This window comes from Actinacidiphila epipremni (genome assembly GCF_012034175.1).
Classification (GTDB): domain Bacteria; phylum Actinomycetota; class Actinomycetes; order Streptomycetales; family Streptomycetaceae; genus Actinacidiphila; species Actinacidiphila epipremni.
Genome location: NZ_JAATEJ010000021.1, coordinates 51,325 through 66,331, shown reverse-complemented (window position 1 = coordinate 66,331; position 15,007 = coordinate 51,325). Strand labels below are relative to the sequence as shown.

The 15,007-nt window shown below is 75.3% G+C and carries 17 protein-coding genes; 8 read left to right on the top strand and 9 right to left on the bottom strand.

Annotated features, from left to right (window positions below):
- The first annotated feature begins 362 nt into the window (after nt 1–362).
- Together HCN08_RS23670 and HCN08_RS23665 are read left to right on the top strand one after the other, a co-directional pair.
- Nucleotides 363–1,286 (top strand): 5-dehydro-4-deoxyglucarate dehydratase, encoded by a 924-nt coding sequence (locus HCN08_RS23670; protein WP_167985240.1) that lies wholly within the window; start codon nt 363–365, stop codon nt 1,284–1,286.
- Nucleotides 1,283–2,551, top strand: a complete 1,269-nt coding sequence (locus tag HCN08_RS23665) for a glucarate dehydratase family protein (RefSeq protein WP_167985239.1) — start codon at nt 1,283–1,285, stop codon at nt 2,549–2,551. The genes HCN08_RS23670 and HCN08_RS23665 overlap by 4 nt, the downstream gene beginning before the upstream one ends.
- A 7-nt stretch (nt 2,552–2,558) precedes the next feature.
- Here HCN08_RS23665 and HCN08_RS23660 read toward each other — a convergent pair whose 3' ends face one another.
- Nucleotides 2,559–3,185 (bottom strand): YigZ family protein, encoded by a 627-nt coding sequence (locus HCN08_RS23660; RefSeq protein WP_167985238.1) that lies wholly within the window; start codon nt 3,183–3,185, stop codon nt 2,559–2,561.
- A gap of 132 nt (nt 3,186–3,317) precedes the next feature.
- Here HCN08_RS23660 and HCN08_RS23655 point away from each other — a divergent pair, with 132 nt between their 5' ends.
- Complete coding sequence (locus tag HCN08_RS23655) at nt 3,318–3,743, top strand: CoA-binding protein (RefSeq protein WP_167985237.1); 426 nt, start codon at nt 3,318–3,320, stop codon at nt 3,741–3,743.
- A gap of 79 nt (nt 3,744–3,822) precedes the next feature.
- Complete coding sequence (locus HCN08_RS23650; RefSeq protein WP_167985236.1) at nt 3,823–4,083, top strand: hypothetical protein; 261 nt, start codon at nt 3,823–3,825, stop codon at nt 4,081–4,083.
- A gap of 40 nt (nt 4,084–4,123) precedes the next feature.
- Here the strand turns inward: HCN08_RS23650 and HCN08_RS23645 are convergent, their stop codons facing one another.
- Together HCN08_RS23645 and HCN08_RS23640 are read right to left on the bottom strand one after the other, a co-directional pair.
- Complete coding sequence (locus HCN08_RS23645; RefSeq protein ID WP_167985235.1) at nt 4,124–4,654, bottom strand: YbaK/EbsC family protein; 531 nt, start codon at nt 4,652–4,654, stop codon at nt 4,124–4,126.
- A gap of 36 nt (nt 4,655–4,690) precedes the next feature.
- Nucleotides 4,691–5,440 carry an acyltransferase gene (locus HCN08_RS23640; RefSeq protein WP_206319163.1) on the bottom strand — a complete coding sequence of 250 codons (750 nt, stop codon included), beginning with the start codon at nt 5,438–5,440 and terminating at the stop codon, nt 4,691–4,693.
- A 271-nt stretch (nt 5,441–5,711) separates the two neighbouring features.
- On the opposite strand from HCN08_RS23640, the gene HCN08_RS23635 reads away from it, so the two are divergent.
- Nucleotides 5,712–6,248: a gamma carbonic anhydrase family protein gene (locus HCN08_RS23635; protein WP_167985323.1), complete on the top strand. Its 537-nt coding sequence runs from the start codon at nt 5,712–5,714 to the stop codon at nt 6,246–6,248.
- An 89-nt stretch (nt 6,249–6,337) separates the two neighbouring features.
- Here HCN08_RS23635 and HCN08_RS23630 read toward each other — a convergent pair whose 3' ends face one another.
- The gene (locus HCN08_RS23630) at nt 6,338–6,997 is read right to left on the bottom strand and encodes a DedA family protein (protein ID WP_167985234.1); all 660 of its coding nucleotides are present in this window, start codon (nt 6,995–6,997) and stop codon (nt 6,338–6,340) included.
- Between the two features lie 108 nt (nt 6,998–7,105).
- Nucleotides 7,106–7,648, bottom strand: a complete 543-nt coding sequence (locus HCN08_RS23625; protein WP_167985233.1) for a DUF4442 domain-containing protein — start codon at nt 7,646–7,648, stop codon at nt 7,106–7,108.
- Nucleotides 7,649–7,720: 72 nt separating this feature from the next.
- Between HCN08_RS23625 and HCN08_RS23620 the strand changes: the two genes are divergently transcribed.
- Both HCN08_RS23620 and HCN08_RS23615 read left to right on the top strand, forming a co-directional pair.
- The gene (locus HCN08_RS23620) at nt 7,721–8,911 is read left to right on the top strand and encodes a hypothetical protein (RefSeq protein WP_167985232.1); all 1,191 of its coding nucleotides are present in this window, start codon (nt 7,721–7,723) and stop codon (nt 8,909–8,911) included.
- Between the two features lie 212 nt (nt 8,912–9,123).
- Nucleotides 9,124–10,425, top strand: a complete 1,302-nt coding sequence (locus HCN08_RS23615) for an MFS transporter (RefSeq protein WP_167985231.1) — start codon at nt 9,124–9,126, stop codon at nt 10,423–10,425.
- A gap of 7 nt (nt 10,426–10,432) precedes the next feature.
- On the opposite strand, the gene HCN08_RS23610 is transcribed toward HCN08_RS23615, so the two are convergent.
- The 3 genes from HCN08_RS23610 to HCN08_RS23600 all read right to left on the bottom strand — a co-directional run bounded on the left by HCN08_RS23610 (nt 10,433) and on the right by HCN08_RS23600 (nt 13,262).
- A complete protein-coding gene (locus HCN08_RS23610; RefSeq protein ID WP_206319161.1) occupies nt 10,433–11,311 on the bottom strand; it encodes a spermidine synthase in 879 nt (292 codons plus the stop codon).
- Between the two features lie 521 nt (nt 11,312–11,832).
- Nucleotides 11,833–13,011 (bottom strand): elongation factor Tu, encoded by a 1,179-nt coding sequence (gene tuf / locus HCN08_RS23605; RefSeq protein WP_167985229.1) that lies wholly within the window; start codon nt 13,009–13,011, stop codon nt 11,833–11,835.
- Between the two features lie 98 nt (nt 13,012–13,109).
- Nucleotides 13,110–13,262, bottom strand: a complete 153-nt coding sequence (locus HCN08_RS23600; RefSeq protein ID WP_167985228.1) for a hypothetical protein — start codon at nt 13,260–13,262, stop codon at nt 13,110–13,112.
- Between HCN08_RS23600 and HCN08_RS23595 the strand changes: the two genes are divergently transcribed.
- Entirely contained in the window at nt 13,261–14,121 is an 861-nt protein-coding gene (locus tag HCN08_RS23595; RefSeq protein WP_167985227.1) for a TVP38/TMEM64 family protein, read from the top strand. The genes HCN08_RS23600 and HCN08_RS23595 overlap by 2 nt on opposite strands.
- A gap of 51 nt (nt 14,122–14,172) precedes the next feature.
- Here the strand turns inward: HCN08_RS23595 and HCN08_RS23590 are convergent, their stop codons facing one another.
- A complete protein-coding gene (locus HCN08_RS23590) occupies nt 14,173–14,787 on the bottom strand; it encodes a flavin reductase family protein (RefSeq protein ID WP_167985226.1) in 615 nt (204 codons plus the stop codon).
- Nucleotides 14,788–15,007 lie beyond the last annotated feature (220 nt).

Genomic DNA, 15,007 nt, shown 5'->3' with positions numbered 1-15,007 from the left:
CGGGGTGATCACAGGATTCTAGGGCGCGCGGGCGGCCCGTGGGTGCCGCGCTCGCCGCTTGCGCGACCGGCCCCGGCTTTCGAAGCTTTCGTCCGACGATTCGAAAACTTCCGTGTCGAATCTTCGACGACCCGGTCCGCATACCCGGCCAATCCGCCCGCCCGGCAGGGCCGGCGGCCCGCCCCGGTCCGATGTCCCGCACCCGGCACGGCCGGTGGGCCCGCACGCCCGGCACCCGCCCCCGCGGTGGCCGCGGGTCACGATTTCCGCTGGCCATTGACCGGTCGGAAGGGGGCGCCTACAGTCCTTAAGGATTCGCATTCATGATGAGCGTTCATATGTGTGGACAATGAGAGGCATCGATGCTCGACGGCGTGCTGTTCTTCCCGGTGACACCGTTCACCTCAGAAGATTCGGTCGATCTTCCGATACTTTCGGAGCATGTACGGCGGGGGGTCGAGTCCGGCGCCGGCGGTGTGTTCGTCGCGTGCGGCACCGGTGAGTTCCACGCCCTCGAACCGGGCGAGTACGCCGACGTGGTCCGCACCGCCGTGCAGGCGACCGGCGGCCGGGTCCCGGTGTTCGCCGGGGCCGGCGGTTCGCTGCCGCTCGCGCGGGCCTTCGCCCGGGCCGCGGCGCAGGCGGGCGCCGACGGGCTGCTGCTGATGCCGCCGTATCTGGTGCAGGCCCCGCCGGCCGGCCTGGTGGCCTATGTGCGCGAGGTGACCGCGGCCACCGAGCTGCCGGTCGTCGTCTACCAGCGCGGCAACGCCCGCTTCGACGTCGCCTCGGCCGTGGCGGTGGTCAGGATGCCGCGGGTGGCCGGCTTCAAGGACGGCCTGGGCGACCTCGACCTGCTCTCCCGGATCGTCACCGCGGTCCGCGCCGACGCCGTCGCGGGCACCAAGGACTTCCGGTTCTTCAACGGCATGCCGACCGCCGAGGGCACCGTGCCCGCCTACCGCGGCATCGGCGTGGACCTCTACTCCTCGGCCGTCTTCTGCTTCGCCCCGGAGATCTCGCTGGCCTTCCACCGCGCGGTCACCTCCGGCGACGACAAGACCGTGCAGGCGCTGCTGGCCGGCTTCTTCCATCCGCTGATCGCGCTGCGCGAACGTACTCCCGGCTACGCGGTGTCCCTGGTCAAGGCCGCGGTGCGGCTCGGCGGCCTGGACGTCGGCGGGGTGCGGCCACCGCTGACCGAGCCGTCGCCGGCCGATCTCGCCGAGCTCGCCCGGATCGTCGCGGCCGGCCGGGCCCTGGTCGCGCCGGAGGCGTCCCGGTGAGCGGCGGCATCAGGATCACCGGCGTCGACATCACCCCGGTCGCCTTCCGCGACCCGGCGCTGCTGAACGCGGTCGGCGTGCACGAGCCGTACGCGCTGCGGGCGATCGTCGAGGTGCACACCGACCAGGGCATCACCGGGCTCGGCGAGACGTACGCCGACGAGGGCCATCTGCGGCGGCTGCGCACCGCCGTCGACGTCATCACCGGCATGGACGTGCACACCCTCGGCGGCATGCACCGCCGGATCTCCGAGGCGCTGGCCGGCGACGCCGGCTCCGACGGCCACGGCCTGACCGGCATGATCACCAGCAGCAGCACCGCCGACCGGGTCTTCGCGCCGTTCGAGGTCGCGTGCCTGGACATCCAGGGCAAGGCTGCCGGGCTGCCGGTCAGCGACCTGCTGGGCGGCGCGGTGCGCGAGGAGGTGCCCTTCAGCGCGTACCTGTTCTACAAGTGGGCCGGCCACCCCGGCGCCGAGCCCGACGGCTGGGGCGAGGCGCTCGACCCGGACGGCATCGTCGCGCAGGCGCGGCGGATGACCGAGGAGTACGGCTTCGGCGCGATCAAGCTCAAGGGCGGCGTGATGCCGCCCGGGGAGGAGATCGAGGCGGTCCGGGCGCTGCACAAGGCCTTCCCCGGGGTGCCGCTGCGGCTGGACCCCAACGCGGCCTGGACGGTGGAGACGTCCGTACGGGTCGCGCGGGAGCTGGACGGCGTCCTGGAGTACCTGGAGGACCCGACGCCCGGCCAGCAGGGCATGGCGGAGGTCGCCCGGCAGGCGCCGATGCCGCTGGCCACCAACATGTGCGTGGTCGCCTTCGACGAGCTGTCCTCGGCGGTCGCGCGCGACGCGGTGCAGGTCGTGCTGTCCGACCACCACTACTGGGGCGGCATGCAGCGCTCCCTGCTGCTGGCCGGCATCTGCCGCACCTTCAGCCTGGGCCTGTCCATGCACTCCAACTCGCACCTGGGCATCAGCCTGGCCGCGATGACGCATCTGGCCGCCGCGACGCCCAACCTCACGTACGCCTGCGACACCCACTGGCCGTGGAAGACCGAGGAGGTCGTCGTCCCCGGCGCGCTGGAGTTCGCCGGCGGTTCGGTACGGGTGCCGCGCACACCGGGGCTGGGGGTGGAGCTGGACCGGGACGCGCTGGCGCGACTGCACGAGGCGTATGTGCGCTGCGGGCTGCGCAACCGGGACGACACCGGCTACATGCGCTCCATCGACCCGTCGTACGAGGGCAGGTCGCCGCGCTGGTGAGGGCTCCTCACCCGTCGACGTAGGCGCTGCCGCCCGCCGTGCAGGCGGCGGCGCCCGCGGTCACGTCGGCGAGCCAGGACGTGAAGGCGGGCACGTCCGCCTCCGGCACCCCGACGGTGAAGGTCACCGCGGCGCCGTACGCGACGTCCCGCAGGGCGCGGCCGGCGGCGCGCAGGTCGTTCTCCAGCCGGCCGGCCCGCGCGTGGTCCACGACGACCGTGAGCAGCACCAGCCGGCGCCGCTCGACCGTGCCGATCTCGTCCAGCGCGGCCGACACCGCGCCGCCGTAGGCGCGGGCGAGCCCGCCGGCACCGAGCTGGACACCGCCGTAGTAGCGGGTGACGACGGCGACGGTGTCGCGCACCTGGCGGCCGAGCAGCACCTGGAGCATCGGCGTACCGGCGGTGCCGCCCGGCTCGCCGTCGTCACTGGCCCGGTGCAGCCGTCCGTCGGGGCCGATGACGTACGCGAAGCAGTTGTGCGTCGCGGCCGGGTGCGCCGTGCGGACCTCGCGGATCACGGCCTGCGCGGCGCCCTCGTCGGCGGCGGGGGCGAGCGTGCACAGGAAGCGGGAGCGCTTGATCTCGCTCTCGTGGACGCCCCGGCGCGCCACGGTCAGGTACGAGTCCGCCATTCCCCCACCCTAGAGCGTGGCCGTCCGGGGAATGGCGGCGGCCGGGTCCCGGTTGACCGGGCAGGAGCAGGCAGGATCGTGCGGGACCGGGCAGGATCGTGCACGACGAGGCGGAAAGGGCGGTGGGCGGCGATGGCCACGCAAGGCGGCGGGTACGGCGACGCGGCGGCGGTGCGGCGGATCCTGCGGGAGTCCGGCGACACCTGGGCCGTGGTGGGCCTGTCGAACAACCGGTCCCGGGCGGCGTACGGCGTCGCCTCGGTGCTCCAGCGCTTCGGCAAGCGCGTCGTGCCCGTCCACCCCAAGGCGGAGACGGTGCACGGCGAGCAGGGGTACGCCTCGCTCGCCGACGTGCCCTTCCCGGTGGACGTGGTGGACGTCTTCGTCAACTCCGACCTGGCCGGCGCGGTCGCCGACGAGGCGGTCGCGGCCGGCGCGAAGGCGGTGTGGTTCCAGCTCGGGGTGATCGACGAGGCCGCGTACGAGCGGACGAGGGCGGCGGGCCTGGAGATGGTGATGGACCGCTGCCCCGCGATCGAGATCCCCCGGCTGGGCTGAGCTTGTCCTTCTACGCCCCGGGGGTCGGAGCGGTCCGCGTCGCGGGAACCGTGCTGCGGGCGCGGGACGTTGGACGGTCATGCCCTCCAAGCGCGTGAGCGTCCTCACCTATGCCGCCGTCATCGCGGCCTCTCCGGTTCTCCTGCTCGTCGGCGACCCGCTGGCGACGGCCGTGGAACGCCGTGCGCGGGCGAAGGCGACTCCTCACCCCGGCGGCGGATTCGTGACCGTGCACAGCGGCCCTCGTCGCCCGCTGGACGTGCGTACGTTCTTCTTCAACCCGCTGGCGATCGCCCTCGCGGCCCCGAGCCGCTGGGTGGGGGACCGCCTGCGCCGTTGAGCTCGTCGGCCGGCGGGCCGGGGGTGGTCCGGCGGGGCGGTCAGATGCCGAGGCCGTCGACGACCTCGGCGTTCGGCAGGTCGGCGAGCAGCTTGCCGGGCACGATGAGCTTGCCGCGGCGCAAGCCGCTGCCGAGCAGCACCCACGGGGTCTCCACCACGGCCGGGTCGATCAGCAGCGGCCAGCCGGCGGGCAGGCCCACCGGGGTGATGCCGCCGTACTCCATGCCGGTCGCGCCGACCGCGGTCTCCATCGGCGCGAAGGACGCCTTGCGCGCGCCGAGCCGGCGGCGCACCGCGCCGTTGACGTCGACACGTGTGTGGGAGAGCACCACGCAGGCCGCGAGGGTGACGTCCTGGCCGCGCTTGCCGGCGACGACCACGCAGTTCGCCGACTGGCGCAGCAGCGACTCGCCGTAGGTGGCGGCGAAGACGGCGGTGTCCGCCTTCTCCGGGTCGCTGTCGACGTGGACCATCTCGGCGGTGACGGCCGCGGCCACCGGGGGCGGCAGCAGGTCGCGGCGTTCGGTGGCGGGCTGGGCGTCGTCGAAGTCTCCGATGGGGGCGCGCATGCGGCGAATCTAACAAACCGCGGGCTCCCCGCAGGCTCAGGGCTGCTGCTCCAACTCCCCTGCTGCCGGGAGCAGTTCCCCACCCGGGGCATCCTTGCCGCCCAGGTCCGCCCCGGTGGCCTCCTCGGCCGGCGCCACGGGGACGGCCGGCGCCGGGGTGCGCAGCGGCGGCTCCCAGCCCTGCGCGCCGGCGTCCCAGCGCCGTACGATCCGGGCCGGCGCGCCCGCGACGACCGCGTAGTCCGGCACCTCGCCGCGTACGACGGAGCCCGCGGCGACCACCACGTTCCGCCCGAGGCGGGCGCCGGGCAGGATGACGCAGTTGGCGCCGAGCCAGCTGCCGGCGCCGACCTCGACCGGCGCGGTGCGCGGCCACTGCTCGCCGATCGGCCGGGTGATGTCGTCGTAGGAGTGGTTGATGCTCGTCAGGTAGACGTTGGGGCCGCAGAAGACGTTGTCGCCGATCGTGATCGGGGCGAGCGCCACGACATGGCTGTCGCGGCCCAGGACCACGCCGTCGCCGAGCCGCAGCACCGGTTCCGGGCCGAAGTCGGGGGCGGGGGTGCCGGGGGGCGCGGCCTCGGGCGGGAGCAGGCCGACGGTGAGGGTGACCTGCTCGCCGATGACGCAGTGGTCGCCGAGGTGGATCCAGTGCTCGCCGAAGACGGTGCCCTGCGGGTGCGCGAGCCGGGTGCCGGGCCCGATCCGGCGGAAGCGCAGCGGCCCCGGGCGCTCGGCGGTGATCGCGCCGGCCTCGTGCGCCCAGCGCCAGACGCGGTGCACCAGCCGCGAGGCGGCACGCCGGCGCCATCCGGCGACCGCGGCGACGGCGCCGGCGGGCCGGCCGGCGGGCGTGGCCGCGGGCGCCTTGCCGGTCGCGGAGAAGAACACGTTCTCGTTCCTGCGCACGCAGCCACCGTATACGGTGCCGGGGGAAGCGGCGGACCGGCACGGAGGACGCGGACGGATGGCGGAGCAGGCGCGGGCGGGGGAAGCGGCACCGGCGGAGGGCGCCGGGGAGCCGGCGGGCGGGGCGGCGGGGCGGGTGGCCGGCGGGGTGGCCGGGGCGCTGGTCGCGGCGATCCTCGGCGTGCGGCCCGAGATCGACCCGGCCGCGTACACCGCGCCGACCTCGGTGGTGCTGGGGCGGGTGTCCCTCGGGCCCGGGGCGAGCGTCTGGTACCACGCGGTGCTGCGCGGCGACTGCGAGTCGATCACGATCGGCGCCGGCTCCAATGTGCAGGACAACTGCTCCGTCCACGCCGACCTCGGCTTCCCGGTGGTCGTCGGCGGGAACGTCTCGGTCGGCCACAACGCGGTGCTGCACGGCTGCGTCGTCGAGGACGGCGTGCTGGTCGGGATGGGCGCGACGGTACTGAACGGCGCGCGGATCGGCGCGGGTTCGCTGGTGGCCGCGCAGGCGCTGGTGCCGCAGGGCATGCAGGTGCCGCCCGGCTCACTGGTGGCCGGTGTGCCGGCGAAGGTGCGGCGGGAGCTGACGCGGGAGGAGCGCGAGGTGGTGCGGCTCAACGCGGAGCATTACGTGGCGCTGGCGGCGGTGCACCGGGACGCGGTCGGGGACGGGCGGAGCTGAGGGCTCCGCGGGCGGCGGCTCCGGGGGGCGGTCGGGGCTGAGGGCCGCCCGGCGGTCGGCGGGACTGAGGAGCGGGACGGCGGGCCGGGCTAGTCGCCGGGCTGGGCCGCCGCGACCTCGACCTCTTCCGCGGGGGCGGTCATCTCGGCCTGGACCTTGGCCGCCCGCCGCTTGACGAGCACCAGCGAGCCGATGCCGAAGAGCACCGCGACGCCGAGCCCGACGTAGCCGAACCGCTTGAGCCAGGGCTCGGCGACCTGGCCCACGTAATAGATCACCGCGGTGATGCCGCCGGCCCAGACGATGCCGCCGAGCGCGTTGGCGGTCAGGAAGCGGCCGTAGGGCATCTTCAGGACGCCGGCGAGCGGGCCGGCGAAGATCCGCAGCAGGGCGACGAAGCGGCCGAAGAAGACCGCCCACATGCCCCAGCGCTGGAAGGAGCGCTCCGCGGTGGCCACGTGGCCCGGCGAGAAGTGGGAGGGGAAGCGTCTGCCGAGCCGGTCCAGCAGCGGTTTCCCGCCGCGGTGGCCTATGGCGTAGCCGACCGAGTCGCCGCCGACCGCGCCGATGATCGCCGCCGTCGCGACCAGCCAGGGGTTGGCGTGGCCCTGCGACGACATCAGGGCCGCCGTCATGAGCACGATCTCGCCGGGCAGCGGGATGCCCAGGCTCTCCAGGCCGACCACCAGACCCACCATCAGGTAGACGGCGACCGGCGGGATGCCGTCGAGCCAGTCCTGGACGTGCACAGGCGTGTCCCTCCCCGCGACGACGGTCGAACGCGCTCCCTGCGCACTCACAGGAAGCCTAACCGAACCGCGGCGGGCGGCGGCCGGCCGCCGGGGCGTTCCGGCCGGTCAGCCGTTGGGGCGCAGCGTCCAGACGATCGTCATGTGCGAGGTCTCGGCGCCGTCCTCGCGGCGGACCGACACCTCGACGGGGAATTCCGGCCGGGTGCCCGCGTCCAGTTCTGCCAGGACCTCGGCGGCGGGGCGGCCGAGCACGGCGGTCGCGGTGAGCGGGCCGCGGGCCAGCTTCGTCCAGCCGATCTCGGCGCGCACCGGCAGCGGCACGGCCCGCCCGAGCTGGTCGCCGAACGCGCCGAGCACGACGGCGCCGCTCGCGGACTCGGCGAGGGTGAACATCGCGCCGGCGTGCGGGCCCGCGACGTGGTTGTGGTACTCGGGGTCGTCGGGCAGCGCGAGCACCGCGCGCTCGGCGGTGGTCTCCAGGTACCGCAGCTTCAGGGTGCGGACCATCGGCACGGTCGCGGTGAGCAGGTCGCCTATGGAGGGCGGGGCGGACTGCGCGGCGGGTGCGGCGGGGGCGGCCGGGGCGTCGGGTGCGGAAGGCGCAGAAGAGGCGGGTGCGGCGGGCTCTTCGGGCAAGGTCTCGGGCATGCCTGGATGTTACCAGCCAGTAGGCCGATCCGGCGTGGAACCGGCGGCGCCGCTCCCCTAGTGTTTCCAGCCATGTGGCCAGGAGACCAGCAGGCCGGGGGACAATCCGGCGGACAGCAGTACCCATCCGGCAATACCCCGCCGCAGCAGCCCCAGGGACCGTACGGGCAGCCGCCGAGCCCGTACGGGCAGCCCGGCTATCCGCCGCAGCAGCCGGCGTACCCGCAGCAGGGCCAGCAGCCCCCGGCGCAGCCGCCAAGCCCGCCCGGACCCCCGGTCCAGCCGCCGCCGTACCAGCAGCCGACGCAGCCGTACGGCACGGCCTCCCCGTACGCGCAGCCCGGCTACCAGAAGCCCGGCGGGCCCGGCGGCTACCCGACGCCGCAGGCTTTCGGCCCGCCCGTGCCCGGCGTTCCGGGCGGCGGCGGGCCCGGCGGCCGTAACAAGACCACGGTCGCGGTCGCCATCGGGGCCGCGCTCGCGGTGATCGCGGCGGTCGTGGTGACGGTGGTCTTCGTCACCGGCGACGACAAGAAGACGGACGCGCACGACTCGGCCTCGCCCTCGGTGACGGCCGCCACCTCCACCGCCGCGCCCACGCCGTCCGGCACCGGCACCACGGAGCCGCCGGCCGACGACGGCGGTGACGACGACGGCGCGCGCGGCCCGGCGGGCACCGGCCAGGTCGACCCGGTCGTCCCCGGCTGGCACGCGGTCAAGCGCGAGGAGCGCAACTCGGCCTTCGACGTGCCGCCGAACTGGACGGTCGGCAGCGAGAGCCTGAGCATCGGCTACGAGGACGACGCCGGCAAGCCGCAGGTCGTGGTGGGCGCGCCCGCCTACTACATGGAGGACGCCTGCAAGAACGGCAAGAACACCGTCGCCAACGCCACCGCCGGCACGAAGGGCGCCGCGGGCGCGTCCAGCATGAAGGAGGCCGCCGAGAACGAGGCCCGGGCGTGGGCGAAGTACGCCTTCCAGGAGAACGGCAAGGGCACCGTCTCGGCCGCGCAGAACAGCAAGGCCTTCCACAACGCCTACGGCATCACCGGCTGGCAGGCGCAGGCCACGACGACGGCCGTGCCGAAGGCCAACAAGTGCTCGTCGAACGGCATCGCGTACGCCGTCGCGTGGCTGGACCCGGCGCAGAAGACGCCGACGCCGGTGGTGTGGGTGCTGTGGGCCCGGCAGGGCGTGCCGGACCAGCTCGCGCAGTCGGTCGTCGACCGGATCGAGAGCACGATCCGGCCGATCAAGCAGTGAGCGCGCACCCGCGCGGGTGAAGGGTGAAGCGCGCGGGTGACGGGTGAGCGGGGCGGCGGCCGGGGGTCCGGCCGCCGCCTTTTTGCGCCTTCGCCGGGCGGCGCCAGGCCCCGGACGTGCGCTTCCCCGTTCCCGGCGGGCGCCGGCGCCCGGCCCCCGGACGGCCGCTTAATCGTTTGGCAGCGCGGCGGGCGGTCCGCGATAGTCCCCGGATGACGGCAGACGCGCAGCGCTTCGGCATCCCGCCCTGGGCGGGACGGAACTACCGGCTCCTGGTGGGCGCGTCGTTCGTCACCGGCGCGGGCAACTCGGGCGCCACGATCGCCGCGGCCTTCGCCGTCATCGAGTCCGGCGGCGACGCCACCGACGTGGGCGTGGTCGCGGCGGCGCGCACCGCGGCGATGGTGGTGCTGCTGCTCGTCGGCGGCGCGGTCGCCGACCGGCTGCCGCGGCAGCGGGTGATGGCCCTCGCCAATGTCGTCAACGCCTGCTCGCAGGCGCTCTTCGCCGCCCTGGTGCTCACCGGGCACGCCGCGCTGTGGCAGATGGCGGTGCTGACCGCGGTCGGCGGCGGCGCGCACGCGTTCTTCGCGCCGGCGGCCCAGGGCCTGGTGCTGGCCACCGTCGAGGCCGGGCACGCGGGCCCGGCCATCTCCGTCTACCGGCTGGCCACCAACGCCGCCGTGGTGGGCGGCGCGGCTCTCGGCGGCGCCCTGGTCGCGGCGGTCGGCGCCGGATGGGTGCTGGCGGCGGACGCCGCGGGCTTCGCGGTGTCGGCGGTGATGCGGGCCCGTATCGACACCGCGGGCGCCGCGCGGGCGGCGCCGGCGGGCGGGGTGCTGGGCGATTTGCGCGAGGGCTGGCGGGAGGTGGTGTCGCGGCCGTGGCTGTGGGGCATCGTGGTGCAGTTCTCCGTCGTGAACGGCATGGTCACCGCCGTCGAGTCGGTGTACGGGCCGCTCGTCTCGCGCGACCACCTCGGCGGCGCGGGCCCCTGGGGCCTGGCGCTGGCGGCGGGCGGGCTCGGCACGGCGTGCGGCGCGGTGCTGATGGTGCGCTGGAAGCCGCGCAGGGCGCTGCTGGTCGGGACGCTGTGCGTCTTCCCGCTGGCCCTGCCGGGTGCGGCGCTGGCCCTGCTGCTGCCGGCGTGGTCGCTGGCGCTGGTGATGTTCGCCGGCGGGCTCGCGGTGGAGGTCTTCGCGGTGGGCTGGATGCTGGCGATGCACCAGGAGATCCCGGCGGACCTGATGTCGCGGGTGGCCGCGTACGACTGGCTGGGCTCGGTCGCGATGACGCCGCTCGCGGTGGCGCTGGCCGGGCCTGTGGCGGCGGCTTTCGGGTTGCGGGCGGCGCTGTGGGGTTCGTCGGCGCTGGTGGTGCTGCTGACGGCGGCGGTGCTGGTGCTGCGCGACGTCCGGCGGCTTGAGCTGGCGCCTGCCTCGGCGGGCGGCCGGGCCGCTGCCGGGCGGGACGCGGAGGGGGCGGCGGGGCTGGAGCAGGGGGCGGCGGCGTGAGGCGGGGTCAGCCGACGCTGAAGGCGCCCGCCGGCGGCTCGGGCGAGGCGGTCGCGGAGGCGTCGGTGACCGGGCGGGCGGCGCCGGTGAGGCGGTCGAGGTCGGGGCCGTGGACGGCGCGGGCCGGGAAGGCGTCGGCGGCGCACAGCCGGGTGAGGGCGGCCAGCGGCAGCGGACGGCGGCTCGCGGCGAGCACGGCGTTGCCGTAGCGGCGTCCGCGCAGCACCGCGGGTTCGGCCAATACGCACAGGTCGGCGCCGCCTTCGGCTGCGAACGCGGCGCGTACCGTGGCGAGTTGGGAGCGCAGGAAGGCGAAGGGGGCGGAGTCGGCGAGGTTGGCGACGTAGAGCCCCTCGGGGCGCAGTACGCGGGCGGCGGCGCGGACGAACTCCACGGAGGTGAGGGCGGCGGGCACGCGGGAGCCGCCGAAGACGTCGGCGACGAGGAGGTCGGCGGAGCCGGGCGGGGCGTGCCGCAGCCAGGCGCGGGCGTCCTGGGTGTGGACGCTGAGCGCTGCTTTCTGGGCTTCCGGCGCATGCGGCGCCGCGGGCGCTTCCGGGGCTTCCGGCGCCGCGGGCGCTGCTTGGGCTTCGGGCAGCGGCAGCGCCTCGGCGACCAGCGCGGCGAGCCGCCGGTCGGCCTCGACGACCTGCTGCCGCGACCCGGGGCGTACGTGCGCCAGCCAGCGCGGCAGCGTCATCGCGCCGCCGCCGAGGTGGACGGCGTCCAGCGGCTCGCCGCCGGGGAAGGCGGCCTCGACGGCGTAGGCGATCCGGCGTACGTACTCGAACTCCAGGTGGCCGGGGTCGTCGAGGTCGACGTACGACTGCGGCGCCCCGTCGACGGTGAGCAGCCATGCGCGGTCGCGGTCGATGTCGGGGAGCAGCCGGGCGGTGCCGAAGTCGACCTCACGGAGGACGGGGACGGGCTCGCGGGCGTCCGGCTCGGCGTCGTCGTCGCGGTCGCGGCCCCTGCGGTCCGGGCCGGCGGCGGCGTCGCGGGGTCCGGCCCCGCGGTCCCGGCCGGCGGCGTCATCGTGGGTGTTGCGGCCGTCGCGGTCGCCGGGGGCCTTCCAGTCGGCGTCGCGTGAGCCATAGAGGCTGCGCGCGGCACTGACGCCGCGGGCGTGCCCGTCGGCGTGGCTGTCGCCATGAGGGTTGCGGGCGGCGCGGCTGTCGCCGGAGGCGGGGGCGGGGGCGGGGGCGTTGCGGGGGTCGTCGCTGTCGGGCACGGGGTCATTGTCCCGTGCCGGTGCGGACGGCCCGCCGCTGCCCGGTACGTGTCACCGTACCGGGCAGCGGCGGGGGCCGGACCACCGGGCCGGCGGGGCCGCGCGCCCGCCCCGAGCGACCCCCGAGCAGCGCCCGGGCGGCCTCGGACCAGCCCCGGAGCAGCCCCGGAGCAGCCTCAGAGCAGCGCGGTCACCGTGCCCGCGCCGACCGTACGGCCGCCCTCGCGGATGGCGAAGCCGAGGCCCGGCTCCAGCGGCAGGGCGCGGCCGAGGTCGACGGTGACGTCGGCGGTGTCGCCGGGCAGGGCCATGGCGGCGGGGCCGAGGTCGACGTCGCCGACCACGTCCGCGGTGCGGATGTAGAACTGCGGCCGGTAGCCGGTGGTGACCGGCGTGTGCCGGCCGCCCTCTGCCGCGGGCACGATGTAGACGCGCGCGGTGAAGCGGCGGTGCGGGGTGACGCTGCCCTGCGCCGCGACGATGTCGCCGCGCCGCACCTGGCCGCGCTGCACCCCGCGCAGCAGCAGCGCGACGTTGTCGCCGGCCTCGGCGTGCTCCATCGGCTTGCCGAAGGTCTCCAGGCCGGTGACGACGCTGGCCAGCGCCTCCCCCGCGGCCGTGTGCAGCTCGACCCGGTCGCCGGGCGCGATACCGCCGCGCTCGACCGCGCCGGTCACGACCGTCCCGCGGCCGGTGATGGTCAGCACGTTCTCCACCGACAGCAGGAACGGCGCCTGCGTGTACCGCACGGGGACGGGCACGTACCCGTCGACCGCGTCCAGCAGCTCGCCGATCGCGGCCGTCCAGCGCGGCTCGCCCTCCAGCGCCCGCAGCCCCGACACCCGTACCACCGGCAGCTCCTCGCCGGGGTAGCCGTGTGCGGACAGCAGCTCGCGCACCTCCAGCTCGACCAGGTCGGTCAGCTCCGGGTCGCCGGCGTCGGCCTTGTTGAGCGCGACGACGATGTGCGAGACCCCGATCTGCCGGGCCAGCAGTACGTGCTCCGCGGTCTGCGGCATGACGCCGTCGAGCGCGGAGACGACCAGGATCGCGCCGTCCAGCTGGGCCGCGCCGGTGATCATGTTCTTGACGTAGTCGGCGTGGCCGGGCATGTCGACGTGGGCGTAGTGCCTGGTCGCGGTCTCGTACTCGACGTGCGCGATGCTGATGGTGATGCCGCGGGCCGCCTCCTCCGGGGCCCGGTCGATGCGGTCGAACGGCACGAAGGTGCCGGTGCCGCGGTCGGCCAGGACCTTGGTGATGGCGGCGGTCAGCGTGGTCTTGCCGTGGTCGACATGGCCCATGGTGCCGATGTTCAGGTGCGGCTTGGTGCGCACGTACGCCTGCTTGGACATGACGGTGTCTCCTCCTGGGACGCCGGGTGAGTCGAGGACCCCTGGGTCGGGCCGACCCTCCCCGTGCGGGGTCCCACCGGACGTCGGTCCGGGGAGGGTCAGCGTCGGGCGCCGCCGAAGAGCGCGCTCCGGCCGGCGGGCGCGGGCTTCGCGCCGCTCGCCGCGTCGGAGGGCAGGGCTGCCTTCGACGCCGCGACCGCTGCTGCGGTGGCGTCTGCGAGGAAGGCGAGCCGGAACATACGGTCGATCATGCCGGGTGGACGGGCGTGCCGTCGAAGGGTTTTCCGGCTCCACCGCGTGGGCGCGGCCCCGCGGAGGGGTTACGCTCCCGAGGTGCCGTCAGGTGTGCTTCGGGTCTCCCGCGTGCTGGTCTCGCCGTGGGGGCGGTTCGCCGTGCTCGTCGCCGTACTCGCAGCCGCCGGTGCGGTGGTGGTGGCGTGGCGACCGCAGCGGCTGATGACCGCGCACGGCTGGCAGCCCCACGCGTCGGGGCTCGCGGCGGTGCTGCTGTTCGCCCTCGCGTACGGGCTGTGCACCGTCGCTTTCGTGCCGCGCCCGCTGCTCAACGCGGCGGCCGGGGCGCTCTACGGCATCCACGCGGGCCTGCCGGCGGCGGTCGGCGGCACGGTGCTGGGCGCGGGCCTGGCCTTCGTCCTCGGACGGTTCCTGGGCCGCGACGCACTGCGCCCGCTGCTGCGGGGGCGGGTCGCCCTCTCCCTCGAACGGCAGCTGTCCACGCACGACTTCCGCAGCACGCTGGCGATGCGGCTCTTCCCCGGCGTGCCCTTCGCCGCCGCGAACTACGCCGCAGCCGTGTCGCGGGCGAGGCTGCTGCCCTTCCTCACGGCGACGGCAGCCGGCTGCACGGCGAACACCGCCGCCTACGTGGCAGCCGGCAGCCGTGCGGCCTCCCCCACCTCGCCGGTGTTCCTGCTGGCACTGGGCTTCCTCGCGGTGACGGCCCTCGGCGCACTGGCCGTCACCCGCACCCGCCGCACCCGCCGCGGCCGGGCGACCGGGGACGCCGAAGCGGCGGGCGGGGTCGCGGCCGGGGACGCCGAACCCGCGGGCGGAGTCGCGGCCGGCGGCGTGACGCCCGCCGACCGCTAGCCCCGGCGGCCGACCGCCGCACCGGACCGCGCCGAGCCGGGGGGCGACGGATCAGCGTCGCCGGCCCTCCTCCCACTCCTGCAGCGGGATGCGCTGGATCTCCAGCACATCCCCGAGCGTCCCCCACTCGTCCTTGCCCATACGGGTCAGCGGACGCAGCTTGTGGATATCGGGGTGCCCGTCGACCAGCACGGCCTCCGACACCGCCGCGTGCACGACCCGCCCGAAGACCACGGTGGAGTCCCCCAGCCTGACGGTGCTGTGCAGCTCGCACTCCAGCGCCACCGGCGACGCCGCCACCCGCGGCGGCTTGACCCGCGCACTCGGCTCCCGCGCGATGCCGACCTCGTCGAACTCGCTCACCCCGTGCGGGAACGCCGTGGCGGTCGCGTTGACCTCCTCGAACAGATGCTCCGGCGCGAGGTTCACCACGAACTGCCCCGTCTCCTCGACGTTCCGCACCGAGTCCTTCCGCCCCACCGACGTGAACTGCACGACGGGCGGGCTGACGCAGGCCACCGAAAAGAAGCTGTGCGGCGCCAGGTTGTCCGTCCCCGCGGCGGATGTCGTCGACACCCACGCGATGGGCCGCGGCACGACCGTCGCCGTCAAAAGCCGGTAGAAGGCATTGCGGTCAAGCTGCTCAGGATCGAAGTCAATGCGCATGACCCTCAGTATCCACGCGCAAGCGACACCCCCCGGCGCCGCATCGCGGCTTCCCCGACCTCGCCGCTCCTGGGAGAACGCCGGGTGGCCCCGACGTCACGCCCGACCTGCCCCACCTGCCCGCCCGGGCCCAGACCACGTGACCAGCGACCTCGCGCGGAAGCGGGGGCCTGTTCGCCGGCGCAGTGAAGATGCGCTCGCCGAAGCCGGGCTGACGAAG